Consider the following 23,664-nt stretch of genomic DNA (forward strand, 5'->3'; position numbering starts at 1 on the left):
GGACGTCGTAACTATGGAATAGCTGGTGTGTCATTTCTCATAGCTGCGGTTTCCGGCGTGACGGTAGCCGGTCCGCCCGCTGTGCCGCGCACGTGCCTTGTGCCGATCGGCACGACCATCGGCCTGCCCGAGACCGGGTCCTCGAGCACTGCGGCGTCCAAGTCGAAGACCTTGCGCAACAACTCGACGGACACGACGTCAGCCGGGGCGCCGGCGGCGACGACGCGCCCTGCCCGCATCACGACCAGCTGGTCGCTGTAGCGGATCGCGAGGTTCAGATCGTGCAGCACCATGACGACGGTCCGCCCGAGGTCGGCGTGCAGCCGGTCGACGAGATCGAGCACCTCGACCGAATGCGCCAGATCGAGGTAGGTGGTCGGCTCGTCGAGCAGCAGGATGTCGGTGCCCTGGGCCAGCGCCATGGAAATCCAGGCGCGCTGGCGCTGGCCGCCGGAGAGCTCGTCGAGCGTGCGGTCGGCCAGATCGGCGATCCCTGTCTGTTCCAGCGCGGTGGTGACCTCGGCTTCGTCGGTCGCCGACCATTGTAGGAACCAGGACTGATGCGGATGGCGACCACGCGCGACGAGATCGGCGACGGTGAGCCCTTCCGGTGCGACCGGCGACTGCGGAAGCATGCCGACGACGCGGGCCACGTCCTTGGCCTTCATCGTCGAAATGGCCTTGCCGTCCAACAGGACCTGGCCCGTTCGCGGGCGCAGTAACCGCCCGAGCGAGCGCAGCAGCGTGGATTTGCCGCAGCCATTCGGCCCGATCACCGTGGTGATCACGCCGGGGGCGATATCCAGGCTCAACCCCTCGACGATCACCCGGTCGCCGTAGCCGAGGGTGACGCCGTCGGCGCCCAGCCGGTGCGCCGGGACGTTCGCCCGGCGGCCCGTGGTGTCCGTAGTGGTGATGTCCGCGGTGGTCATGACAGCGTCACCTTCCGATTCATCCGCACGAGCATGTACAGCAGGAACGGACCGCCGAATGCCGCGGTAACGACGCCCACCGGCAGCTCTGCCGGGAACAACGCACGCGAGGCGCCATCCGCGCCGACCACGAGGATGGCGCCGATCAGCGCTGAGCCGATCAGTGGTTCGCCCGGAGTACGCAGCAGCAGGCGCGCGATCTGCGGGCCCGCCAGCGCGACGAAGCCCACCGGCCCGACGGCTGCCGTCGCCACCGAGGCGCCGACCACGGCCGCGCCGATCAAGACAGCCTGCTGAGTCTGGATTCGCACACCGAGCGCGCGGGTGGTGTCCGCGCCGAGGCGCAGCGCCGCGAGTGTGCGGGCCGAGCCGAGCGCGACGAGCACGACTATGGTCGCGGCGACCCCCGCGGGCGCCAGGTGAGCGCGGTCGGCTGTGTTGAGCGATCCGTTGAGCCACAGTTGCGCGCGCTGCGCGTCTACCGAGCTGGCGCGGGTCAGCAGCCAGCTGACGCCCGAGACCAGCAGCGCGTTGACGCCCACGCCGATCAGCACCAGCCGAAGGCCGGTGGTGCCGCGCTCACCGGTGGGATTGCGTCCCCAGGCGAGCAGGTAGACGGCCACCGCGGTGAGCAGCCCGCCCATCAGCGCGGCCAGCGGCGCGCCGACCGTGGCGGCCAGTCCTGTGCCGGCGCCTCCGGTGCCGACCAGGACGGCGACCGCGCCGAGGCTCGCGCCGGAGGTGATGCCGAGTATGTCGGGTGCGGCCAGCGGATTGTGCAGAATCGACTGCGTGATCGCACCCGCGAGGCCGAGCGAGACGCCGACCACCAGAGCGGTGAGCGCGCGCGGCAACCGGGATTCGAGCACGATGAACCGCTGTGAGTGGGTGCCGCCTCCGGTCAGTACGTCGAGTACACGTCCGAGCGGGAGGTGCGACTCGCCGACGGCGATGTCGAGGCAGAACAGCGCCAGCGCCAGCGCGGCCAGCGCGACGACGATCAGCGTCATCGCCGGACGCAGCACCATCGAGACCGGTCCCACCCGTAGTGCGCGTCTCCTGCTCGTGGTCTCCAGCGAAATCGTCACAATCTCACCAGCTCGCGGCGACGGACGAACGTGAGGAAGAACGGCGCGCCGAGGGCGGCGAGCGTCACCCCGACCTGCAACTCGCCGGGCCGGACCACCAGGCGGCCGACGATGTCGGCGACCAGCAGCAGCAACGCGCCGAACAGCCCGGAGTAGGGAACCAGCCAGCGATAGTCCGGACCGGTGAACACCCGGGCGAGGTGGGGGACGGCGAGGCCGAGGAATGCGATCGGCCCGACCGCCGCCGTCGCCGCTCCCGAAAGCAGTACTACGGCCGCCAGTCCTACCGCCCGGCTGCGGCCGACGTGCACGCCGAGCCCCCGCGCGACATCGTCGCCGAGGCTGAGCACATTCAGTCTCGGCGACACCGCGACCGCGAGCAGCGTGCCGAGTGCCAGGAACGGAAGCACCTGCCAGAACACCCCGGCATCGCGGCCCGCTACCGTGCCGACGACCCAGAACCGGTAAGTGTCCAACGCTGACGCGTCGAGCACGATGATGGCGTTCGTCATCGCTTGCAAGAACGCGGTCACCGCGATGCCGGCCAGCACGAGGCTCAGCGGACTCGCCTTGCCGCCGCCGACGGCCGAGATTCCGAATACCACCAGACCGGCGATCAACGCTCCTGCGAAGGCGAACCAGATGTACTGCTCCGGCGCGGTGAACGCGAACAGATACACGCTCAGCGCCGCCAGGAATGCCGCCCCCGCGTTGAGGCCGAGTAGGCCGGCGTCGGCGAGCGGGTTGCGGGTGTAGCCCTGGATAAGCACGCCCGCGATGCCCAGCGCCAGCCCGCAGACCAGCGCTAGCGCGGTGCGGGGGATGCGCAGGCCGCGCACGATCTGTTCCTCGGTCGAGCCAGCCGGGCAGGTGAAGGGCCCGCTGGGGCAGCTCAACGCGTGGTGCGCGGCGTCGTACACGGTTCCGGGAGCGAGCGAGCGCGTGCCGACTGCGACGCCTGCCATAACGGCGAGCAGAAGCATGGTGGTCAAGACGATGAGTCCGGAAAGGCGACGCCGCCTCACGGTGCCAAGGTGTTTCACGGCGACGACCGCTCCTGACTCGAACCGCGATACTTGCTAGGTCTGGTAAGCCTAACCTATCTTTCGAGGTACGCCGACCCGAGGAGGTTCGATGACTGAGCTCGTCACCACACCGCACCGATCCCAGCCGGTATTCGGGCGCGCCTGTGCCCGGCTGCGCGCGCTGCAACCCGAGCATCCGCGGGTGTACGCCGTGGCAGCGATGGCTGAGCAGGGCAAACGACGCTGGTGGCGGCTGTCGGACGGAGCGCGCGAGGGTCGGATCGAACTCATGTACCGGCGTCACGCCGCGGAGATGATCAGCGCCGACATCGCCGCGGAGGTCGTTGCGACAGCTCTGATTCACGCGGTCGTGGGTCGCGTGGTCGCGTTGCTTGTCGCGGAGGGTCGCGCTTGGGATCCGGGTCTGGAGAACCTCTGGATACACACCGACAATGACGGCGGGATCGACTGGGCCGGCTTGGAGGACACCACGATCCGGGTGCTGGACGGTGATCGGCTCGCTGGCGGGCCTGGCGTGGTCAGCTTGCCGTGTGAGGAGGCTATGTACGTCTGGCTCGCACATCGCTGCGAGCCCCCGCTGGCGCTCATTCAGACGAGCATGGCGCACTGCTCCAGGCTGAGCCCGCGCCGGTTCTGGTCTCTTGTCGGCGAGTCCATCGCGGGCGCTTCGACTTACGTGCCCGACCTCGCGCGGACCGACTCGGTCCTCGGCGTGCGGCGTGGTCGGGGGCTGCTGGCCGCGCTCGCCGACCGCGGACTCCCGGTGTGTCGACCCGCGGGTTGCTTAGTTAGGTAAGCCTGGCCTATACTCATGCTCGGCGTAAGGATCGTGTGCGAGTCCCGAGGGCTGCGGTGACCCCCGATCCCTTGCCGCGACGGGCTCCACTCCGGTGGGGCCCGTCGCTCTGTTTCCCATGGCTGACCGTCGACCCGCAAGACGCCGGGTGTGCGGCGGGCGGTCGTTCGCGTTGTGCGACAGTGAAGGCATGACACAGCAGGAGACCCAGGCCATCGGCTCGCTGGCGGAGCTCACACCCGAGCAGGTGAACAAACTCAGCGAAGGCACCTTCACCGACCTGATCGGCCTGCGCTACACCGAGTTGAGTGCCGATCGGGTGCGCGGCGAGTGGGTCGTCAAGCCGCACCTGTATCAGCCCGCAGGCATCCAGAACGGTGGTGTGTACTGCACTGTCATCGAGACACTCGCCAGCATGGCGGGCGGGATCTGGTTCGGCGACCAGGGCATGGTCGTCGGCGTGAACAACAACACCGACTTTCTGCGCGCGGTTCGCGAGGGCACCCTGACCGGCGAGGCGACGCCCGTGCATCGCGGCAGGCTTCAGCAGCTGTGGCAGGTCGTCATCACCGACGAGCAGGGCCGCACCGTGGCGCACGGCCAGGTGCGGCTGCAGAATCTCCCGCATCGACCCTGAGTGCGCTCGTCCGGCAACGGCGGAACGCGCGTGCCAGAATGTCGGTCACCCAGCCACTCCCACCCGGTGAGGAGCCCGGATGCGATTGTCGCCGCACGAGCAGGAGCGCCTGCTGTTGAGCTACGCCGCCGAGCTTGCCCGGCGCAGGCAGGCGCGCGGACTCAGGTTGAACCATCCGGAGGCGGTCGCGCTCATCACCGACCACGTGCTCGAGGGCGCGCGGGACGGCCGCACTGTCGCCGAGCTGATGTCCTCGGGGCGAACAGTTCTCACCCGTGGCGACGTGATGGAGGGTGTGCCGGAGATGATCCACGACGTCCAGGTCGAGGCGACTTTCCCGGACGGAACCAAGCTCGTCACCGTGCACCACCCGATCGGTTAGGAGGACCGCGTGATTCCGGGCGAGTATCTGTGCGCTGAGGGCGCGATCGAGCTCAACGCCGGGGCCGACCGGATCGAGCTCGATGTGCTGAACACCGGTGATCGACCGGTTCAGGTCGGCAGCCACGTGCATTTCCCGCAGGCCAATGCCGCGTTGCGGTTCGACCGCGCGGCCGCGCACGGCCGCCACCTCGATATCCCGGCGGGCACCGCAGTGCGCTTCGAACCGGGCCTCGGCCAGCGGGTTTCGCTGGTCCCGTTGGGCGGGACACGTGAGGTGCACGGTATCAGTCCGACCCCGCCCGGACTGCTGGATGGACCGGCATGAGCCAACTGAGCCGCGCGCGCTACGCCGAGCTGTTCGGGCCGACCACCGGTGACCGGATCCGCCTCGCCGACACGAATCTGCTGATCGAGATCACCGAGGACCGCAGCGGCGGACCGGGATTGGCGGGCGACGAAGCCGTGTTCGGCGGGGGCAAGGTGCTACGCGAATCGATGGGCCAGGGCCGAGCGACCCGCGCCGCGGGCGCCCCGGACACAGTGATCACCGGCGCGGTGGTCATCGATCACTGGGGAATCATCAAGGCGGACATCGGTGTTCGGGATGGCCGCATCTGCGCCCTCGGGAAGGCGGGCAATCCGGACACCATGAGTGGGGTGCACCCGGACCTGATCGTCGGCCCATCTACCGAGATCATCGCGGGCAACGGCCGCATTCTCACCGCCGGCGCCATCGACTGCCACGTTCACTTCATCTGCCCGCAGCTGATGGGAGAGGCACTCGGCGGCGGCATCACCACGCTGATCGGCGGCGGCACCGGTCCCGCCGAGGGCAGCAAGGCAACCACCGTGACCCCCGGCTCGTGGCATCTGGCGCGCATGCTGGAGGCCACCGACGGCTGGCCGATGAACATTCTGTTGCTCGGCAAGGGCAACACGGTCAGCGCCGAAGCCATGTGGGAGCAATTACGCGGCGGCGCAGCGGGTTTCAAGTTGCACGAGGACTGGGGTTCCACCCCGGCTGCCATCGACGCCTGCCTCACCGTCGCGGACGCCGCTGGTGTGCAGGTGGCGTTGCACTCGGACACCTTGAACGAGGCCGGTTTCGTCGAGGACACCCTCGGCGCCATCGCGGGCCGCGGCATCCACGCCTATCACACCGAGGGCGCGGGCGGCGGGCACGCGCCTGACATCATCACCGTCGCCGCCCAGCTCAACGTGCTCCCCAGCTCGACAAACCCGACCCGCCCGCACACGGTCAACACCCTCGACGAGCACCTGGACATGCTGATGGTGTGCCATCACCTGAGCGCCTCCATACCGGAGGATCTCGCGTTCGCCGAGAGCCGTATCCGCCCGTCCACCATCGCCGCCGAGGATCTGCTGCATGATCTCGGCGCCATCTCGATGATCGGAAGCGATTCTCAGGCCATGGGGCGTATCGGCGAGGTCGTGATGCGCACCTGGCAGACCGCGCACGTGATGAAGCGCCACCGCGGCGCACTGCCGGGCGACGGCGCGGCGGACAACGCCCGCGTCCAGCGCTACGTCGCGAAATACACCATATGCCCGGCCGTCGCGCACGGCCTCGACCACGAGATCGGCTCGGTCGAGGTGGGCAAGCTGGCCGACCTGGTGCTGTGGGAACCCGCGTTCTTCGGTGTCCGTCCGCATGCCGTGCTCAAGGGCGGCACGATCGCCTGGGCCGCCATGGGCGACGCCAACGCCTCCATCCCGACACCGCAGCCGGTGCTGCCGCGTCCCATGTTCGGCGCCGCCCCCTCGACCGCGGCGGCCACCTCGTTGCATTTCGTCTCCGAACAGGCGATCGAGGACGGTCTGGCCGACCGGCTGCGGGTGCGGCGCGAACTCGCCCCGGTGCGCAACGTCCGCCGCGTCACGAAGGCCGATCTCCCGCACAACGACGCTATGCCGCGCATCGAGGTGGACCCGGACACCTTCACCGTCCGTATCGACGGCGAGGTCTGGACCGAGCAGCCCGCCACCGAACTCCCGATGGCCCAGCGCTACTTCCTGTTCTGAGAATCGTGCTGGCTGCTGCCCTGGGCGCGGAGGTCACCTTCGGCGCGGCCGGCCGGCGTCGAGATAGAGGTCGTGGCGAGCGCGCCGCTCCGTGCGGTTACCGAGAAGCGGGCGCTGGTGCTCGCCGAGATCTACTTGCCCGGTGACCGCTGGCGGTTGCGTGCGGTCGGGCACGGGTATCCGACCGATCCGGCTCGGTTGGCCCGTGACTACGGAGTGGAGGTCGAAGAGTAACGCGGTCACTCCGATGGTCCTGCTATCGCGCCGCGCTGGTGGCGGAAGGCGAGGCGGACGATGTCGGCGACGTCGGGGTCGGCGATCGCGTAGACGTTGCGCCTGCCGTCCTTGTGGGCGCGGACGAGACCGGCGAGTTTGAGCTTGGCCAAGTGCTGGCTTACGGCGGGCACCGTCTGGCCGATCGCGGCGGCGAGGGTCCCGACATCGCGCTCGTCCTGGCTGAGCAGCCACAGGATCTGCAAACGCGCGGTGGCCGCGAGCATTCCGAAAACCGCCGCCGCATCCTGTAATCGGTCCGCCGGGATAAGGCCCGGCGGCTCGCCGTGCTTGGTCACGTCCGCCTCCAACCTGTCGTAGCGTGGCACGGCGTGATCGGTTGCGCAACCGGGCGCGGATCAGGTAGCGGCGGGGCCGATCAGCCGACGACGGCGTTCATGATGGTCCCCGCGCTGGTGGCGACGACACCGCCGATCATGGCGCCCGCGACCATCTTCGGTGAATCGAGGGTGCCGCCGCTCCACTTCTCCCAGGCGAATTTGCCTCCCGCGTAGGTGATGCCGGAGACGCCCGACAGCAGCACGAACCAAGTGAGATAGCGGACCATCTGCAGGATCTTCTCCGAGCCGGGCGGCGCCTCCGGCGTGGGATTGTCGATCTGGGCAAGGAGGACTTCGTGAACGGCGGTGAGAATCATGGCTGCACTCACTCTGGGTCGTGGGGCGTAGGGGGCACGGCTAGCCTCCCGGGCCGCTCCTGGCTACGGGATCTGGTGTCTTGCCGCAGCCTCTACCATGCATTCCAGGGGATAGCCAAATCTTTACCGAACAGTATGTGTCGCTCCGATTGATTTCGTGTGGTGTCCTCGGGTTTCTGTCCGAAATGACTGATATAGCGGGCGCTTTGCGTAGTTTGTCATGCGATGATTGCGAGGAGAACTCAAGTTTGCTACTAATTTGCTACGGCGTTTGATCGGGCTCTGCATCCCACGCTGCGGGTCCGGATGGGTGGCGTGTTGATCGACCGGGGCGCACATGTTCACCGTCGTGCCCAAAGGCGCTGTCGCAGTCGGTGATCGCCTCTTCCAGGTGATAGCCGACGACCACCCTTTCAACGCCGTGACCGTGGACCGTTTCGACACTGAAGTGCTCCAGCGGCATTGGATTCCCTGGCCCGCGAGGACGTCGACACCGCCGCCGTGCTCCGGGAACGGCTCGGCGTGGACTTCGCCGCCGCGCGCGACCGCGTCGGGGGACCGGCAACTTTCTTCTGCCTTCCGGTAGTCGCCAACTGCCAACGCGGGCTGGCTCCGCTGATCCGGGTCCGCCGGATCATTACCTCGCGCGTAATCGACTTGGCGCACGCGGCCGGGCATCGTGGAGGAAGCCGATCCGAAAACCCGGGTCGGATAACGAAAAGTTTTTCTACACAGGAGGATTCGCTATGTCGCGATACGAGGAAGCGGTAGATCGGTACTTCGAAGCGTGGAATGCCACCGAGGAGGAGTCCAGGGCGAAGGCGGTCGCCGCCGCATGGACCGAGGATGGGTTCTACATCGACCCGCTGGCGGACGTCAGTGGGCACGACCAGCTTGCGGCGGCCATCGGGGGAGTGCAGGCGCAGTTCCCGGGTTTCGAGTTCCGTCGGATCGGCGTGGTCGACGGCCACCACGACGTCGCGCGCTTCGCCTGGGAGTTGGTCTCACTCGCTGACGGCAGTGCACCGGTCGCAGGCTCCGACGTGATCACGCTCTCCGCCGACGACCGGATCATCGGCGTACACGGCTTCCTGGACCGGGTGCCGTCGGCGTAATCCCCGCTCTCGAGCGCGGGGGCGTCGACACTCGTCGCGGGCCGGATCATCGCATCCGGCCCCGCGAGCTCAACCGTCCGCGTTCCGGCATCGCGACCGGACTACTCCGGAACCAGGACGGGCGCGGGCTCCTGGACCGGCGGTGTGGTCATGCGCCACCGCGCGTCGACGACCAGGCCGACGACGCCCACCGCGAGGCAGACGCCGGAGAGCACCAGCATCGCCGGATGCGTCGCCCCGGTCAACGCATCACCGAGGATGACCGTGCCGATGGTGCCGGGCAGTACGCCGAGCACCGTGGCGATCAGGTACGGCCAGAACCGGATCGAGGACAACCCGCTGCAGTAATTGATCACCGAGAACGGCACCGCGGCGATGAGCCGCAGCGAACCGACTGCCAGCCAGCCTCGGCGTCGCAGGCGGTCGTCGATGGCGCGCACCGCAGGATGGGTGAGCCGGGAGGCGACCTGATCGCGATCGAGCGCGCGTACGAGCAGGATCGCCAGCGCCGCGCTGACCGTCGTCGCCCCCACCGCGAGCGTGCTGCCCAGCAGTGGACCGAACAGCAGCCCCGCGCTCACCGTAAACACGGTCCGCGGGATCGGCGCCACCGTGACCAATGCATGGACTGCGAAGAACAGCAGGGGAAAGACGGGGCCGACCGAGGTCGCCCAGACCTGGATCTGATGTGGACTCGGCAGCGGAACCAGCACCGCCGCGACGAACAACGCGGCCGCGCCGACGAGTAGCGCGGCGATACGCGGGTCACGGATCAGCTTGGTCATCGCGACAGGTTACCGGTTGGTAGTGGCGGGCAGGGTCAACCGGCGCGAAACCGCCCGCTAGCATCGAAGGAAGCGGGACGAATGCTCGTTAACCAAAGTGGTCGTTGAGCTGGGCAGATGTGAGGGTACCTGGCCCATGGAGGCGGTACGCCCGTGTTGAGGAAGAGGGACAGCAATATGCCGATTGCTTCAGATCCTGGGGTGGATCCGGTGCCCGAGTACGCCGCGTGGCGCAAGGGTGTGGCCGGCGTGCTGGCGAAGTCTCGCCGGGTCGAAGTCACCGAACTTCCCGAGGAGCCCGAGCGGCTGCTCGACGAGACCACCTATGACGGGCTGACCATTGCCCCGCTGTACACCCTGCGCGACGAGCTGCCCGAGCAGCCGCTGCCGGGCTTCTTTCCCTTCGTCCGGGGTCGGGACGCCACCCGGGACGTGCACCGCGGGTGGTACGTGAGCGCCCGGGTCGGCGAACGTGATGCCGCGACGGCCAACCGGGAGATTCTGGCCGGTTTGGAGAACGGAATCAGCGCCGTCTGGCTGACGGTCGGCGAGCGCGGCCTGCCGGTGGCCGACCTGCCGACCGCTGTCGCGGGTCTGCTGTTCGAGCTGGCTCCCTTGACCCTGGACGCGGGCAGCGCGGCCGCCGACGCGGCGGCGCGGATGTTCACCGCGCTGGACGGCTATTCCGGACCGTCCCGCAAGGATATTCGGGTCGCCCTCGGTGCCGCGCCGCTGACCAGTAGCTTCGCCGGCCTCGCCGATGTCGACCTCGCCGAGGCGGTCAGGCTCGCCGGACAGGCCGCCGCGCGCGCCGAGACGGTGCGCGCGATCACCGTGGACGGCACCGTTTTCCACGACGCGGGTGCCTCCGATGCCCAGGAGCTGGGCGCGGCCGTCGCGGCCGGGCTGGCCTACCTGCGGTCGCTGACCGAGGGTCTCGACATCGTGGACGCGTTGGAGCAGCTGGAGTTCCGGTTCGCCGCCACCGACGACCAGTTCGCCACCACCGCGAAGTTCCGCGCCGCACGCCAACTCTGGGCCCGCGTCGCGCACGTGTGCGGCGCACCGGATTTCGGGGGCGCGCCGCAACATGCGGTGACCTCGGCGGCCATGATGAGTCAGCGCGACCCCTGGGTGAACATGCTGCGCAGCACACTCGCCGCGTTCGGAGCGGGCGTCGGCGGCGCCGACACTGTGACCGTGCTGCCTTTCGACGGCGCGCTTCCACCAGGTGAGCTCGGCGTCTCGAAATCGTTTTCCGACCGCATGGCGCGCAACACCCAGTTGCTGCTGCTCGAGGAATCGCATCTGGGCCACGTGCAAGACCCGGGCGCGGGGTCTTGGTATGTCGAGGACCTTACCGCCGGGCTCGCCACGAAGGCGTGGGAGTTCATGCAGGAGATCGAGGCGGCGGGTGGTTACCTCGCCGCACTGGACTCCGGACTGCTCGCCGAGCGCATCGCCGCCACCAAGACCGCGCGCGACACCGATGTCGCGCATCGCAAGACTGCCGTCACCGGCGTCAACGAATTCCCCAACCTGGCCGAGCGGCCACTGTCCGAGACAGCGCGGCGGCCGGGCCGGGTCGCCCGTTACGGTGCGGCGTTCGAGGAACTGCGCAACCGCTCGGACGCCTACCTGGCGGCTACCGGCGCCCGGCCGAAAGCCCTTCTGGTGCCGCTCGGTTCGGTAGCCGAGCACAATGTTCGGGTCACCTTCGTCGCGAACCTGCTGGCCTCGGGCGGGATTGTATCGATCAGCCCCGGTCCGCTCGAGGTGAGCGGAATCGTCGCCGCGGCAACGGAAGCCGGTGCGCCGATCGCGGTGCTGTGCGGGTCGGACGCGCGGTACGCGGCGGAAGCCGGGGCCGCGGTGCAGCAGTTGCGTGCGGCAGGCGTGCCGACCGTGCTGCTGGCCGGTGCGGCCGAGGCCGTCACCGAACTGAGTGACGCGCAGCGTCCGGACGGATTCCTCGCGGCGCGCATCGACGCGGTCGCGGCACTGTCCGCCCTGCTCGAGAAGGTGGGAGCCTGATGACTACTCGCGAGATCAAGCATCTGATCGGCAGTTTTGCCGACGTGCCACTGGCCGAGCGCGCGCAGAAGGCGGCCACCGTCGACGCGGCACAGGTGGAGGCGTACGTACGGGCGGCAGCGGTGGCCAACCACTACACGCCCGAGCAGCTGGTGTGGTCGACGCCGGAAGGTATCGACGTGCCGCCGGTGTTCACCAAGGCCGACCGCGATGCCGTTGCCGCCGAGGGATATCCGCTCGACAGCGTGCCGGGCATCGCGCCGTTCGTGCGCGGGCCGTACCCCACGATGTACGTCAACCAGCCGTGGACCATCCGCCAGTACGCGGGCTTCTCCACCGCGGCGGACTCGAACGCGTTCTACCGCCGCAACCTGCAGGCGGGCCAGAAAGGCCTGTCGGTTGCGTTCGATCTGGCCACCCACCGCGGCTACGACTCCGACCATCCGCGGGTGCAGGGTGACGTCGGCATGGCGGGTGTCGCCATCGACTCGATCCTGGACATGCGCCAGCTGTTCGACCACATTCCGCTGGACCAGGTCAGTGTCTCGATGACGATGAATGGCGCGGTGCTGCCGATCCTGGCGCTGTATGTCGTCGCCGCCGAAGAACAAGGCGTCGCGCCGGAGCAGCTGGCCGGAACCATTCAGAACGACATTCTGAAAGAGTTCATGGTCCGCAACACCTATATCTACCCGCCCAAACCCTCGATGCGGATCATCTCCGACATCTTCGCCTACACCAGCGCGAAGATGCCGAAGTTCAACTCGATCTCCATCTCCGGCTACCACATCCAGGAGGCGGGCGCGACCGCCGACCTGGAGCTGGCCTACACCCTCGCCGATGGTGTCGAGTACATCCGCGCGGGCATCGACGCCGGCATGGAGGTCGACAAGTTCGCACCACGGCTATCGTTCTTCTGGGCCATCGGCATGAACTTCTTCATGGAGGTAGCCAAGCTGCGTGCCGGGCGTCTGCTGTGGAGCGAGTTGGTCGCGAAGTTCAACCCGAAGAGCGCGAAATCGCTGTCGTTGCGCACTCATTCGCAGACTTCCGGCTGGTCACTCACCGCGCAGGACGCCTACAACAACGTCGCCCGCACCTGCATCGAGGCGATGGCCGCGACCCAGGGCCACACGCAGTCGCTGCACACCAACGCGCTCGACGAGGCTCTGGCGCTGCCGACGGACTTCTCCGCCCGCATCGCCCGCAACACGCAGCTGCTGATCCAGCAGGAGTCCAATACCACCCGTCCGATCGACCCCTGGGGCGGTTCGTACTACGTCGAGTGGCTGACCCATCAGCTGGCCAACCGAGCCCGCGCGCACATCGCCGAGGTCGAGGCGCACGGCGGCATGGCGCAGGCGATCGGTGAGGGCATTCCGAAGCTACGTATCGAGGAAGCGGCCGCGCGGACCCAGGCGCGTATCGACACCGGCCAGCAGCCGGTGATCGGTGTCAACAAGTACCAGGTCGAAGAAGACCAGCAGGTCGAGGTTCTCAAGGTCGAGAACTCCCGGGTGCGCGCCGAGCAGATCGAGAAGCTTCGGCGGTTGCGCACCGAGCGTGATCCCGACGCAGTGCGGCGTGCGCTGGCCGAATTGACCCGCGCCGCAGCCTCTTCGGAGGGCGGCATGGCGAACAACCTGCTCGCGTCGGCGATCGACGCGGCGCGCGCCAAGGCCACCGTCGGGGAGATCTCCGACGCGCTGGAGCAGGTGTACGGCCGCCATCAGGCCGAAATCCGGACGCTCTCCGGTGTATACCGCGACGAGGCTGGAAAGGTCACGAACATCACCGAGGCGAGCGAGCTGGTCGAGGAGTTCGCGGAGGCCGAAGGCCGCCGTCCGCGCATCCTCGTCGCCAAGATGGGCCAAGACGGCCACGACCGTGGACAGAAGGTGATCGCCACCGCCTTCGCCGATCTCGGCTTCGACGTCGACGTGGGCCCGCTGTTCCAGACCCCGGAGGAGGTGGCGCAGCAGGCTGCCGACAACGACGTACATGTCGTCGGCGTGTCCTCGCTGGCGGCAGGCCACCTCACGCTGGTACCTGCCCTGCGGCACGCACTGGCGGATGTCGGACGTCCCGACATCATGGTCATCGTCGGCGGCGTCATCCCGCCCGGCGACTTCGACGAGCTCTACCAGGCGGGCGCAGCGGCGATCTTTCCGCCCGGCACGGTGATCGCCGACGCGGCGATCGACCTGCTGAAGAAGCTCGGCGCCGAACTCGGTCACGAACTCGGGAGCGGCGCCGCGGATTCCGCCGCCACCGAATGAGCGAAGCGGGTTCGCCGGTCGCGAAGGTGACCGCGCGCCGGACGATCGATGTCGACGCGCTCGCCGAGGCGGTCCGCAACAACGAGCGGTCCGCCTTGGCGCGGGCGATCACCCTGGTGGAGTCCACCCGCGCCGATCACAGGTCGCTGGCGCAGCAACTGCTGCTGAAGGTGACACCAGAGGGCGGCGGTTCCGCGACGGCTACGGTCTCGAACCGGGTCGGGATCACGGGTGTTCCCGGCGTCGGCAAATCCACGTTCATCGACGCGCTTGGCATGTATCTGATCGGCAGAGGACATCGGGTCGCCGTACTGGCGGTCGATCCGTCCTCGACCAGGACGGGCGGCTCCATCCTCGGCGACAAGACCAGGATGGCACGGCTGTCGGTGGAACGCGACGCTTATATCCGCCCGTCGCCCACCGCGGGCACGCTCGGCGGCGTCGCCAAGGCGACCCGCGAGACCATCGTGCTGCTCGAGGCCGCGGGCTACGACGTGATCCTGGTGGAAACCGTCGGGGTCGGCCAGTCCGAGGTTACGGTCGCGAACATGGTCGACGTGTTCTGCTTCCTCACTCTGGCCCGCACCGGTGACCAGCTGCAGGGCATCAAGAAAGGTGTGCTGGAGCTGGCCGACCTGGTGGCGGTGAACAAGGCCGATGGCAAACATGAGATGGAGGCCAAAGCCGCGGCCCGCGAACTCGCGGGAGCGTTGCGCCTCATCCACCCGCACGACGCGCTGTGGCGGCCGCCGGTGCTCACCATGAGTGGACTGCAGGGCATGGGACTGGACAAATTTTGGGTCGCCGTGCTGGAGCATCGCCGGGTGCTCACCGATGCTGGGGAGTTCGACGAGAAGCGCCGCCGCCAGCAGATCGACTGGACCTGGACCATGGTGCACGACCAGCTGTTGCGCAGGCTGGCGGACAACCCCGAGGTGAAAGCGATTCGGGCACAGGTGGAGAAGCAAGTCCGCGATGGCACCCTGACCGCCGCGCTCGCGGCCGAGGAACTGCTGCGGGCCTTCGACGGTCGCTGATCCAGCTATGGCGCCGGCTACTGGCACGTCGGCCGAAGTGGGCAAGTCAGGCGGCGTCGTCGAGTGATTCGAGCAGGTTATTCGACGCCGAAGAGCCGGGCCGCGTTCCGGTGGCAGACCTGCCGTAACCAGTCATCGCCGAGCTCGAGGCGCTCGAGAACTTGGATCGAATGGCCGTAGGGGTACGGGATATTGGGGAAGTCGCTGCCGAACAGGATGCGGTCGGCAAAGGAGCGCAGCCTGCCGCGCTCGCCGGTAGGGAAGGGAGCGTTCGCTTCCGAGAAATCGGTCCACACCATGGTGGTGTCGAACCTGACGTCCGCGTAATCCTCGGCCAAATCGAGGAATTCGGAGTACTCGGGGGTCCCCATGTGCGCGATGACCAGGGACAGGCGCGGAAAGCGCCGCAGTACACCGGCGATCGGTTCCGGTCCGGTATACGTGCCGGGTGCGGGTCCGGAACCACAATGGATGACAACCGGAATCCGAGCATCCTCGATCAAGCCCCACACCGGGTCCAGTAACCGGTCGCCCGGGTGGTAGCCGCCGACCTGCACGTGTGCTTTGAAGACGCGCGCGCCCCGCTCGATGGCCGCCTTCACGTAGCCCTCCGCTTGCTGCTCGGGGAAGAACGTGGCCGTGTGCAGGCAGTCCGGGGTCCGCCCGGCGAACTCGGCGGTCCACTCGTTGAGCCACGCGGCCATATCCGGCTTGTGCGGATACGCCAGCGACGTGAACGCCCGGACACCGAAGTCGCGCAACGTCTTCAGGCGGACTTGCTCGTCGGCGCGGTAGGTGATCGGCCAGCTGCGGCCGATCAGCGGACCTACCGAATCGAAGTACGCCCACACCTTGCGCAGTACCTGGTCGGGCATGAAATGGGTGTGCACGTCGATGATTCCGGGCAAGCCGAGTCTGGTGCGAAACGCGGAAAGGTCCGTGGTGTCGTCCTCGGTCATCGCAGCTCCGAGATCTTGCGGCACAGGCGTGTCGGGTCGGCACCGATGAGCGCTGCGCGACGGCGTCTCATCGCACCTCTTGGGCGGCGGGCGGATGGACGGCCCGCGCGAAGTCGCCGACCCGCGTGATCAGCCGCTCGAAAAACAACTCCGGGTCGGTGCCGATCACGATGTCGGCGTTGGGTTCCCTGCCCCACATGCCCGCCCAGTCGGCGACCGTGGTCGCGCGCGTGAGGGTGCCCGCCAGCTCGACGTCGACCGTCGCGGGACGGGTGCGGGCCAGCGTCGGGTCCAGCGCTACCGCTGCCGCGAACGGATCGTGCATGTGGGCGAGGTACCCCTGGTCGTAACTGCGGTGGAAGTCGAAATAGAACCGCACGGCATCGGTGACGTACCGGACGATCGGATTGCTCGCGGCCGAGCGGGCCTCGGGCTGATCGTTCTCCGAAACCAATTCCACCGGAAAACTTTTCGCACGCTCGGCGAGCCGGACCAGGTGCGACGGCCGCATCTCGATGGTCTCGGTGATGTCGAGCGCGCAGACGATCGGCCTGCGCTGTGCGGGCGCCGCGGCGAACGCGTCGAAAACCTCCTTGGCGGCCTCGGGGTCGACGTGCACGTTCCACTCGTTGGTCGGTGTCGTGTTGCCGGGGTGATTGAACGCGCCGCCCATGATCACGAGGCGGCGCAGCAGGACCGGCAGCTCGGGCTCGATCCGCAGGGCGAGGGCCAGGTTGGTCAAGGGGCCGGTGCAGAGTCCGACGAGCTCGCCGGGGTGCGCGCGAGCCTGGTCGGCCCACATTCGCGCGGCCGGGCGCGGGGAGAGAAGGCGGGTGGAGGCGGGCAGCTCGGCGTAGCCGACGCCCTGCGGTCCGTGGGTGTCCTCGGTGGTGCGTAAGGGGATCGCGATAGGGTCGGCGGCACCGAGCGCGACCTCGATGTCGGGGGCATGGCAGACATCCAGCCACGCGATATTGTTCGCGGCGACTTGTGCTGCGGACACGTTGCCAGCCGTGGCAGCTATCCCGGCGATCTCGGCGTCGGGGGAGCCGAGCAGGTAGAGCAGCGCGAGCGAGTCGTCGATGCCGGTATCGACGTCCATGATGATTTTCTGCCGCACGGCACGAGACTAGCGAGTCGGAGCGATCCCGCCGCGCCGAGGCGGCAACTCGCCGGCATCGGCGGTGGGCGGTGGTACGAGCGTCTAGTACATTTGTCTGAGACGTTGTAGCCTCGAGTCATGGGAAATCGCGAGGATCTACTGGCTGGGGCACGGAAAGTCATCGTCGAGCGCGGCGTCGCCAAGGCAACGGCCCGCGACATCGCCTCGGCCGCGGGCGTGAGCCTGGCGGCGATCGGATATCACTTCGGCTCGAAGGAGCAACTGATCACCGAGGCGCTGACTGACACCCTGGGCACCGCGATCGGCGACAGCATGGAGCAGATGATCCGCGAGGGAAGCGGCGTCGCGCCGCTCGAAGCGTTCGTCGCGATGTGGAACGCGATGCCCAAGGTATTCGCGGACAACCGGGACTCCATGCTCGCGAGCATGGAGAACCTGGTCCGGGTCGCGCGGTCGCCGGAGTCGCAGAGATTCTTCGCCGAGAGTCTGCCCGGGGCCTATCGTGACACGGCGGCGGCATTGCGCGAGGCGCACCCGCACCTGCGCGCGGAACAGGCGGAGGCGATGGCCGAGCTGTACTTCGTGCTCGTCCAGGGACTCGGCGTCCTGCAGACGATCGTTCCGGATGTGAGGCTCCCCGACGGGGACCGTTTGGCGCAAGCTGTGGCCGCCCTCATGGGAGACGTGCCCGCGGCTGGCTGGAATGCAAGTGGCCACACGGTCGACCCCGCCGGGGGATGCTAGTGGCCATGTTGCGATCACGTTGATCGCATATCTCTGGTCGCCTTTCGGTACGTCCTACCATGATCGGACGAAGCGCGCTGGCGATTCTCTCTATCGTTCTCAGTTCATGTCGTGACCAGAGTGGTGGTAGCGCAAGGGTAGAAGAGCGGTAGGGTAGCGCAGGCCAGAAATGGTACTTACGTACCAATTTAGTTAAGGGCCCCATCGATGTCGGCCGACCGATCTTCGACCGAAAGAGCCCGATGACTGTGCCGTCGAACCTCTCGTCGTCAACCGTGAAGCCCATTGCTTCGGTGCGGAACTCGCGATCACGGAGGCCATGGTCGGCTCGCGAGATGGCGTTCTGGGATCCGGTGAGCTGGCAGCTTCCTGTGCTGCTGGGGCGGTGCCATGCGTGGGTCGGCGCCTCGCGCGTGCGACGCAGGGTAGTGTCGTTTCTGGCCATCGCAGCCGTGTTGCTCGTCTTCCCAGGAGTTGTCGGAGCTACTGCCGTGGCGGTGGGGGAGGGTGACTCGACCACGGTGGGATCCAGTATCGATGCGTTGAGCTGGATGGATATTCGGGATTCGGCTGGGGTCCCGTTGACCGGCTATGTATTCGCCACCAGTGGCGGCGGCCTGTTCAATCCGGTGGAGACCGCGGTGTCGACGGTGCTCGGCCTGGAGTTCGTCGGGTACATGGTGATTGTGACCAGCGCGGTGTGGGCGATCGGTTTCGCGATCAGCTTCCAGTGGCTGGACCCCTTCGGGCGGGCGTTGAGCGGGGTCGCCGACAGCCTGACCGGCCAGATCGCCACCCCGATCCTGATGGTCTTGGCGGCGACGATCGGCGCGTTCTTCGTCGGCTGGTTCGTGATACGCGGATACCACGCCAAGGCCACCATGCAGATCGTGACGATGCTGGGGGTCGCGCTCGTGGGCCCATTCGTGCTGGTGGCGCCGTTGGCGGAAGTGTTGTCGTCGGACGGGCTGTTGGCACAGGGACGTGACCTCGGAATCTCGGTGGCCGCGGGGTTGAACGGCCACGCCGCGGCGAATCCCGACCAGTTGATCGCGAGGATGCAGGGCGATCTGGCCGACAACTTCGCACGGCGGCCGGTGCAGGTGTGGAACTTCGGTCACGTGGTCGACGAGTCGCCGCGGTGTGCGGCCGCCTGGACGGCGGCGGTGCGCTCCGGTGAGGATTCCCGGGTGGTGAACGGCATGCGCGCCTGCGGCGACCCGATGGCGTATGCCAAGGCGAACCATCCCAAAATGGGGCAGATCGGTTCCGGTCTGGTGTTGCTGTTCTGTGCGGCGGTCCTGCTCTGCTTCGGGGCGTATCTCGGGATCAAAATCATTTGGGCCGCTCTGGATTCGGTTTATCACGGCTTCATGTCGATCTTCGGATTCGCGGCAGGGGGATTCGTCTACGGGCCCACACAGACCTTCCTGGTGCGCAATGTCGTGGACAGCGTGATCGCGGCCGGGCGAATGGCGGCATACACCATCTTTCTCGGGGTGTACGTACTGTTCCTGGGCAATCTGTTCCACGAAGCTCGCGGCCAGGTGACGTTGGTGCTCGTCCTCGGCGCCATCGTGGAGGTCATCGCAATTCTCCAGCTGAAGCGGCTGAGCGCGGGTCTCAGCCGCGGCAACGACTGGATCGCCAACCGGTTCGCACTTGCCGTGCAGGGCGGGGGCGGCCAGGGCGGCGGTTCGGGCACCGCTCTCGGGATGGGCCCCGGCGGCACGGCACATGCCATGGCAGCCGGGCTGATGACCGGGCTCGCGGCGGTCAACACCATCAACAGCAACCCGATCGCCGGGTTGCTGCTCGGGAACAAGCGCAACCCGCTCGACCCGAACGCGCGACTGCGCAACCGTGCGGAGCGCGGGAGTTGGCAATCGAACGCTTTGATCAACGAAAAGGGCTGGAATGTCAATTACATGCGAACCCGCGAACAGATCATCGAGGCGGCAAGGAGCGCTGTCCGCGAGCATGGCGGGCGGCACACGGCCCGCAGCGCCGCCGCAGCCGTCGACCGCATCGTCAATCGCGGCGGGGGTATGGGCGATATAGGTACCGCGATGATAGATGCCGGGTTCACCGATCAAGAGATGATCATCGATGCCATGCGGGCCTACAACTACCGCCAGAACTTCGCGCCGAGCGTGTGGGACGGCGACAAGTACATCGGCGAGGCCGCGGCGTCGCTCGCGGTGCTCAAACTAGGGCGCTCGCCCGCCAACATGGCGCTGTTCCAGCAGACGGCGCACCGGCTCGCGAACCGCCGCTACATCGATCGTGTCCCGGAATCCGCGCTCACGCGAGCCGAACTCGACTACCTTTACGACTACTTCGACACGCCGACCCGAGACAAGATCAGGGGCATCCAGGCTCTCGCAGGGGGGAGCAAGATCATCGAAGACGCCCATGGCAACCAGGTGCAGTCCAACCCGGGCTACCCGCTACCAGAGCAGTTCAAAGGCTGGAGCCAGGAACGCGGCGAGCTGATGAACAGGTTCATTATGCCGCATCTCGCCAGCCGGTACCGCACCGCCGCGGAGGCGGGAGACCTCAAAGAAGCGTCGAACGTTCTGCACACCATGGCGAACTCCGAATACTGGACAGGCAATGTCAAGTTGACGCCGTCGAAGGCGATCCCGCGGTTCTAGCGACCCACCGTCGGCGACGGGCCATGCAGTCCGGGAACTCACCGACTGGCCCTACACCGGCATGGGGACGATGCCCGTACGGCATGGGTCTCAATGGATCACCCCCGGTGCGACGGATGCCGAGCAGGCCGGGGATGCTGCACCGGTGGAGGAGATCTTTCGGGCGGTCGGCGTCCAGGGGTGGGTGTATGCCCGCTGCATGGACTGTGGAGCTGACGCGGGCTCTGGCGCGGATGAGCCCGTGGTGCTCGCGTCCGTGGTCAAGGTGCCGATGGTGCTGGAGTTCGCCAGGCAGGTGGTGGCGGGTCAGCTGGATCCCGCCGACCGAGTACGCGCCGGTGCCGGCGACCGGCTCGGCGGCATCGGCACGGCGGGCTGCGCCGACGACGTCGAATTGAGCCTGCGCGACGCCGCCTACTTCGCACTCACCCTCAGCGACAACACCGCAGCAGACCTGCTGTTCGACCGTGTCGGTCTGGACAATGTGCGGTCTCTGCTGCGTGAGCTCGGCCTCACGGCGACCCATGTGGTCGGCCCGCCTCGAGCGGTCGTGCAATCGATGGCCGAAGACATCGGTGCCCGGGACGCCGCCGAGTTCGCCCGGCGGTTTCCCACTCTGAGCCCTGAGGAGGTACTGCGCACCCGGGCGCTCGACCCACACCGGACGAGCGCGAGCACTCCGCGCGAAATGGTCCGGCTGCTCACCCTCCTCGCGGAGGACCGGGCGGGCGCCGCCGAGGCGTGCCGGTGGGTGCGCGATCTGATGCGCCAGCAGGTGAGCTGGCACCGCCTAGCCGCCGCATTTCCGCCGCAGGTGCAGATCTGGGCCAAGACCGGGACACTGCCCGGCGTGCGCAACGAGATCGGTGTGGTCGAGTATCCAGACGGAAAGCGCTACGCCGTCGCGGTTTTCACCAGAGGATCGACGCTGGCTCAGCGGCTGCCCGAGGTGGACCGCGCCATCGGCGCCGCCGCAGTGCGCGCGATCGAAAGTATCGCTCACGGCCTCCCGTAGACGACGTTCCACGGGCGCTGCTGCGGCAGCGGGACGGTCGCGGGCCGCGACGCACCGTCGCCCTGCACCACGGCCACGACCAGCTCGGCCAGTTCGCACACCAGCGAAGGGGGAAACCCCACCGGCCACGCCAGCGACAGCCGTCGACTGAGCGTGCCTTCCGGCAGCGGCCGCCACACCACGCGCGGCTCCTTCTGCGCCACCATGCCTTGGTCGAACGCCACACCTCGCCCGGAAAGGACCATGCCGAGGACGAACTCGGGGTTGCGGGCGTGCTGCACCGACGTGGGCCGGAAGCCGTGCTCCCAGCAGCGTCTGAGCGTCTCGTCGTAGAGCCCGGGCGCCGCTGCGCGCGGAAAGATCACCAAGCCGTGCCCGGCGAGGTCGGCCAGCTCGAGTGCGGAGCGCGCGGCCAACGGTGAATCACGCGGTAGCACAACCCCGAGCGGTGTCTCCACGACGGGACCGAGTGCCAGTCCCACCACGTCGACCGGATGCTGCAGCAGCCCGGCGTCGAGTTGCCGGTCGGCCAGCAGCCGCACCTGTTCGGCGGTCGTCAGCTCTTGCAGGTCCACTCGGACGTCCCTGGCTTCGAACGCCGTGAGCAACGCGGCAAGGATCCGTCCGGCGAGTTCGGGGGGTACGCCGACGCGCAGCGCGTCGATCTCGCCCCGATGCGCCTTGCCGACCAGTGCCTTGGTCCGGTCCCAACGGGCGAGCAGATCGCGGGCTTCGGCGAGCAGGATCTGCCCGGCCTCGGTCAGCTCGACGTGGCGGCTGTCGCGCTCGAACAAGCGGGCCCCGAGGTCGGTCTCCAGGCGGCGGATGCGCTGGCTCAGCGGCGGTTGGGCGATACCGAGGCGCTGCGCGGCGCGGCCGAAATGCAATTCTTCCGCCACGGCGACGAAGTATCGCAGCTGGCGCAGCTGGTCCATGCTGGGATGATATCTGTTTCAATATCACCGGGGATCCAGGCTGGTCTTGGACAGGGGGTGCGCGGATGTGATGAGGTGCCCGCATGACAGGTTTCGGACGGCGGGAACTGCTCGGCGCAGCTGCGGGGTCAGCGGCTATGGCGGGCTTAGTCGCATGTGGCACAACGGATTCTGGAACGCGGAGCGCGACGGTCGCGACCGAGGGCAGCGGCGCGCCGGGCGGCGTGACGCTGCGCTGGTGGGGCAACAACAGTTGGGAGATCCGTCTGCCCGCCGGCAAGACCGTGCTCATCGACCCGTGGCTGACCAGGTTCCATACCGGAACCTACACCGAAGCGGGGGCAGACCCGGAGACGCCGATAACGGTGGACACCGCACTCATCGACCGCTATGTCGACAGCGGCGAACTGCGCGCCGACCACATTCTGGTAACCCACGGGCACTACGACCACCTCGCCGACGTGCCGTACCTGGCGAAGAAGACCGGCGCCACAGTCCTGGGCACCGAGACGCATCTCAACCTGATGGCCGCGCTCGGTGCGCCGGAGGATCAGCTGTCCTTGGCCACGGGCGGCGAGTTCCTCCGTTTCGACGGCTACTCGATCCGGGTGCTGCGGTCGCTGCACTCGGCGTCAGGAACGAGGGCGACGGTGGCGTTCGCGGGTACCCGTCCCGGGCTCGGCGCGGGAAAGCTCGCCGAGCCGAAGGTAATTCGTGATCTGGTCGAGGGCGGCACCCTCGCGTACGAGGTGAGTGGCGGCGGGGTGAGCGTGCTGGACTTCGGCGGATCGAACTACATCGAGTCGGAACTGGGAGGCCTGCGCCCGGACGTGCTGCTGCTTCCCGCGGGCGGGACAAAGATCGTCGACTACGTCGCGCGGCTGCTGCGCGTCACCGGCAACCCGCGATATGTGCTCCCGACGCACTGGGACGACTTCGACTATCCGCTCACCGCTCCGGCCCGCGACTGGGGCGGTCTCGAGCCGCTGCGTGCTGCCGTCGCTGCGGCGAGCCCGCAGAGTACCTTCGTCACCGTCGACCATCTGCGTACCTTCACGCCGTAACCGTCCCGCGCCGCATTCCGGACGGAGAACGTTTTCGGCGGTGTTCGGCCGGTCGCGCCG

At 67.8% G+C, this 23,664-nt stretch carries 23 protein-coding genes; 14 read left to right on the forward strand and 9 right to left on the reverse strand.

What is annotated here, in order from left to right; all coding sequences use genetic code 11:
* Positions 1 to 11: 11 nt before the first annotated feature.
* Genes OH799_RS02790 through OH799_RS02800 form a run of 3 tightly spaced genes read right to left on the reverse strand, consistent with a single transcriptional unit; the run spans position 12 to position 3,003 of the window.
* Positions 12 to 932 carry an ABC transporter ATP-binding protein gene (locus OH799_RS02790; RefSeq protein WP_406275261.1) on the reverse strand — a complete coding sequence of 307 codons (921 nt, stop codon included), beginning with the start codon at positions 930 to 932 and terminating at the stop codon, positions 12 to 14.
* Complete coding sequence (locus OH799_RS02795; RefSeq protein ID WP_406275264.1) at positions 929 to 2,020, reverse strand: FecCD family ABC transporter permease; 1,092 nt, start codon at positions 2,018 to 2,020, stop codon at positions 929 to 931. The genes OH799_RS02790 and OH799_RS02795 overlap by 4 nt, the downstream gene beginning before the upstream one ends.
* Positions 2,017 to 3,003, reverse strand: a complete 987-nt coding sequence (locus OH799_RS02800; protein ID WP_406281739.1) for a FecCD family ABC transporter permease — start codon at positions 3,001 to 3,003, stop codon at positions 2,017 to 2,019. Before OH799_RS02800 ends, OH799_RS02795 begins: the two co-directional genes overlap by 4 nt.
* 151 nt (positions 3,004 to 3,154) lie before the next feature.
* Between OH799_RS02800 and OH799_RS02805 the strand changes: the two genes are divergently transcribed.
* The 6 genes from OH799_RS02805 (at position 3,155) to OH799_RS02830 (ending at position 7,160) form a co-directional block, all read left to right on the forward strand.
* On the forward strand, positions 3,155 to 3,862 hold the full coding sequence (locus tag OH799_RS02805) for a hypothetical protein (RefSeq protein ID WP_406275267.1): 708 nt from the start codon (positions 3,155 to 3,157) through the stop codon (positions 3,860 to 3,862).
* Positions 3,863 to 4,052: 190 nt separating this feature from the next.
* Positions 4,053 to 4,499 carry a PaaI family thioesterase gene (locus OH799_RS02810; protein ID WP_406275270.1) on the forward strand — a complete coding sequence of 149 codons (447 nt, stop codon included), beginning with the start codon at positions 4,053 to 4,055 and terminating at the stop codon, positions 4,497 to 4,499.
* 79 nt (positions 4,500 to 4,578) lie between these two features.
* Complete coding sequence (locus OH799_RS02815) at positions 4,579 to 4,881, forward strand: urease subunit gamma (protein WP_357271322.1); 303 nt, start codon at positions 4,579 to 4,581, stop codon at positions 4,879 to 4,881.
* 9 nt (positions 4,882 to 4,890) lie between these two features.
* The gene (locus OH799_RS02820) at positions 4,891 to 5,208 is read left to right on the forward strand and encodes an urease subunit beta (RefSeq protein WP_406275273.1); all 318 of its coding nucleotides are present in this window, start codon (positions 4,891 to 4,893) and stop codon (positions 5,206 to 5,208) included.
* Entirely contained in the window at positions 5,205 to 6,926 is a 1,722-nt protein-coding gene (locus OH799_RS02825; RefSeq protein ID WP_406275276.1) for an urease subunit alpha, read from the forward strand. Before OH799_RS02820 ends, OH799_RS02825 begins: the two co-directional genes overlap by 4 nt.
* Before the next feature lie 72 nt (positions 6,927 to 6,998).
* Positions 6,999 to 7,160 carry a TerD family protein gene (locus OH799_RS02830; RefSeq protein ID WP_406275279.1) on the forward strand — a complete coding sequence of 54 codons (162 nt, stop codon included), beginning with the start codon at positions 6,999 to 7,001 and terminating at the stop codon, positions 7,158 to 7,160.
* 5 nt (positions 7,161 to 7,165) lie between these two features.
* Here the strand turns inward: OH799_RS02830 and OH799_RS02835 are convergent, their stop codons facing one another.
* Together OH799_RS02835 and OH799_RS02840 are read right to left on the reverse strand one after the other, a co-directional pair.
* Positions 7,166 to 7,498, reverse strand: coding sequence for an ArsR/SmtB family transcription factor (locus OH799_RS02835; protein WP_406275282.1), 333 nt, complete (start codon positions 7,496 to 7,498; stop codon positions 7,166 to 7,168).
* A gap of 80 nt (positions 7,499 to 7,578) precedes the next feature.
* Positions 7,579 to 7,857 (reverse strand): hypothetical protein, encoded by a 279-nt coding sequence (locus OH799_RS02840; protein WP_406275285.1) that lies wholly within the window; start codon positions 7,855 to 7,857, stop codon positions 7,579 to 7,581.
* A 746-nt stretch (positions 7,858 to 8,603) separates the two neighbouring features.
* Between OH799_RS02840 and OH799_RS02845 the strand changes: the two genes are divergently transcribed.
* The gene (locus tag OH799_RS02845) at positions 8,604 to 8,972 is read left to right on the forward strand and encodes a nuclear transport factor 2 family protein (RefSeq protein WP_406275288.1); all 369 of its coding nucleotides are present in this window, start codon (positions 8,604 to 8,606) and stop codon (positions 8,970 to 8,972) included.
* Positions 8,973 to 9,073: 101 nt separating this feature from the next.
* On the opposite strand, the gene OH799_RS02850 is transcribed toward OH799_RS02845, so the two are convergent.
* Positions 9,074 to 9,757, reverse strand: a complete 684-nt coding sequence (locus tag OH799_RS02850; protein ID WP_406275291.1) for a TVP38/TMEM64 family protein — start codon at positions 9,755 to 9,757, stop codon at positions 9,074 to 9,076.
* 177 nt (positions 9,758 to 9,934) lie between these two features.
* Here OH799_RS02850 and OH799_RS02855 point away from each other — a divergent pair, with 177 nt between their 5' ends.
* Genes OH799_RS02855 through meaB form a run of 3 tightly spaced genes read left to right on the forward strand, consistent with a single transcriptional unit; the run spans position 9,935 to position 15,107 of the window.
* Positions 9,935 to 11,791 carry a methylmalonyl-CoA mutase family protein gene (locus OH799_RS02855; protein WP_406275294.1) on the forward strand — a complete coding sequence of 619 codons (1,857 nt, stop codon included), beginning with the start codon at positions 9,935 to 9,937 and terminating at the stop codon, positions 11,789 to 11,791.
* On the forward strand, positions 11,791 to 14,070 hold the full coding sequence (gene scpA / locus OH799_RS02860; RefSeq protein WP_406275297.1) for a methylmalonyl-CoA mutase: 2,280 nt from the start codon (positions 11,791 to 11,793) through the stop codon (positions 14,068 to 14,070). Before OH799_RS02855 ends, scpA begins: the two co-directional genes overlap by 1 nt.
* Positions 14,067 to 15,107, forward strand: a complete 1,041-nt coding sequence (gene meaB / locus OH799_RS02865) for a methylmalonyl Co-A mutase-associated GTPase MeaB (RefSeq protein WP_406275300.1) — start codon at positions 14,067 to 14,069, stop codon at positions 15,105 to 15,107. Before scpA ends, meaB begins: the two co-directional genes overlap by 4 nt.
* A gap of 77 nt (positions 15,108 to 15,184) precedes the next feature.
* Here the strand turns inward: meaB and OH799_RS02870 are convergent, their stop codons facing one another.
* Positions 15,185 to 16,066: an amidohydrolase family protein gene (locus tag OH799_RS02870; protein ID WP_406275303.1), complete on the reverse strand. Its 882-nt coding sequence runs from the start codon at positions 16,064 to 16,066 to the stop codon at positions 15,185 to 15,187.
* 67 nt (positions 16,067 to 16,133) lie between these two features.
* Positions 16,134 to 17,186, reverse strand: coding sequence for a nucleoside hydrolase (locus OH799_RS02875; protein WP_406275306.1), 1,053 nt, complete (start codon positions 17,184 to 17,186; stop codon positions 16,134 to 16,136).
* Between the two features lie 120 nt (positions 17,187 to 17,306).
* Here OH799_RS02875 and OH799_RS02880 point away from each other — a divergent pair, with 120 nt between their 5' ends.
* The 3 genes from OH799_RS02880 to OH799_RS02890 all read left to right on the forward strand — a co-directional run bounded on the left by OH799_RS02880 (position 17,307) and on the right by OH799_RS02890 (position 21,605).
* Entirely contained in the window at positions 17,307 to 17,933 is a 627-nt protein-coding gene (locus OH799_RS02880) for a TetR/AcrR family transcriptional regulator (protein WP_406275309.1), read from the forward strand.
* Between the two features lie 335 nt (positions 17,934 to 18,268).
* A complete protein-coding gene (locus OH799_RS02885; protein WP_406275312.1) occupies positions 18,269 to 20,590 on the forward strand; it encodes a hypothetical protein in 2,322 nt (773 codons plus the stop codon).
* 70 nt (positions 20,591 to 20,660) lie between these two features.
* Positions 20,661 to 21,605 (forward strand): serine hydrolase, encoded by a 945-nt coding sequence (locus OH799_RS02890; RefSeq protein ID WP_406275315.1) that lies wholly within the window; start codon positions 20,661 to 20,663, stop codon positions 21,603 to 21,605.
* Here OH799_RS02890 and OH799_RS02895 read toward each other — a convergent pair.
* Positions 21,590 to 22,540 (reverse strand): LysR family transcriptional regulator, encoded by a 951-nt coding sequence (locus OH799_RS02895; RefSeq protein WP_406275318.1) that lies wholly within the window; start codon positions 22,538 to 22,540, stop codon positions 21,590 to 21,592. The two genes, OH799_RS02890 and OH799_RS02895, sit on opposite strands and share 16 nt — an antisense overlap.
* Before the next feature lie 83 nt (positions 22,541 to 22,623).
* Between OH799_RS02895 and OH799_RS02900 the strand changes: the two genes are divergently transcribed.
* Entirely contained in the window at positions 22,624 to 23,604 is a 981-nt protein-coding gene (locus OH799_RS02900) for an MBL fold metallo-hydrolase (RefSeq protein WP_406275321.1), read from the forward strand.
* Positions 23,605 to 23,664 lie beyond the last annotated feature (60 nt).

The sequence above is a fragment of the Nocardia sp. NBC_00881 genome (assembly GCF_045207455.1).
In the GTDB taxonomy this organism is placed as follows: Bacteria; Actinomycetota; Actinomycetes; order Mycobacteriales; family Mycobacteriaceae; genus Nocardia.

Coding starts and splice junctions, on each gene's coding strand:
- OH799_RS02790 (WP_406275261.1), bottom strand. CDS start 932: ATGACCACCGCGGACATCACCACTACGGACACCACGGGCCGCCGGGCG.
- OH799_RS02800 (WP_406281739.1), bottom strand. CDS start 3,003: ATGCTTCTGCTCGCCGTTATGGCAGGCGTCGCAGTCGGCACGCGCTCG.
- OH799_RS02805 (WP_406275267.1), top strand. CDS start 3,155: ATGACTGAGCTCGTCACCACACCGCACCGATCCCAGCCGGTATTCGGG.
- OH799_RS02810 (WP_406275270.1), top strand. CDS start 4,053: ATGACACAGCAGGAGACCCAGGCCATCGGCTCGCTGGCGGAGCTCACA.
- OH799_RS02815 (WP_357271322.1), top strand. CDS start 4,579: ATGCGATTGTCGCCGCACGAGCAGGAGCGCCTGCTGTTGAGCTACGCC.
- OH799_RS02825 (WP_406275276.1), top strand. CDS start 5,205: ATGAGCCAACTGAGCCGCGCGCGCTACGCCGAGCTGTTCGGGCCGACC.
- OH799_RS02840 (WP_406275285.1), bottom strand. CDS start 7,857: ATGATTCTCACCGCCGTTCACGAAGTCCTCCTTGCCCAGATCGACAAT.
- OH799_RS02845 (WP_406275288.1), top strand. CDS start 8,604: ATGTCGCGATACGAGGAAGCGGTAGATCGGTACTTCGAAGCGTGGAAT.
- OH799_RS02850 (WP_406275291.1), bottom strand. CDS start 9,757: ATGACCAAGCTGATCCGTGACCCGCGTATCGCCGCGCTACTCGTCGGC.
- OH799_RS02855 (WP_406275294.1), top strand. CDS start 9,935: ATGCCGATTGCTTCAGATCCTGGGGTGGATCCGGTGCCCGAGTACGCC.
- scpA (WP_406275297.1), top strand. CDS start 11,791: ATGACTACTCGCGAGATCAAGCATCTGATCGGCAGTTTTGCCGACGTG.
- meaB (WP_406275300.1), top strand. CDS start 14,067: ATGAGCGAAGCGGGTTCGCCGGTCGCGAAGGTGACCGCGCGCCGGACG.
- OH799_RS02870 (WP_406275303.1), bottom strand. CDS start 16,066: ATGACCGAGGACGACACCACGGACCTTTCCGCGTTTCGCACCAGACTC.
- OH799_RS02880 (WP_406275309.1), top strand. CDS start 17,307: ATGGGAAATCGCGAGGATCTACTGGCTGGGGCACGGAAAGTCATCGTC.
- OH799_RS02885 (WP_406275312.1), top strand. CDS start 18,269: ATGGCGTTCTGGGATCCGGTGAGCTGGCAGCTTCCTGTGCTGCTGGGG.
- OH799_RS02890 (WP_406275315.1), top strand. CDS start 20,661: ATGCCCGTACGGCATGGGTCTCAATGGATCACCCCCGGTGCGACGGAT.
- OH799_RS02895 (WP_406275318.1), bottom strand. CDS start 22,540: ATGGACCAGCTGCGCCAGCTGCGATACTTCGTCGCCGTGGCGGAAGAA.
- OH799_RS02900 (WP_406275321.1), top strand. CDS start 22,624: ATGACAGGTTTCGGACGGCGGGAACTGCTCGGCGCAGCTGCGGGGTCA.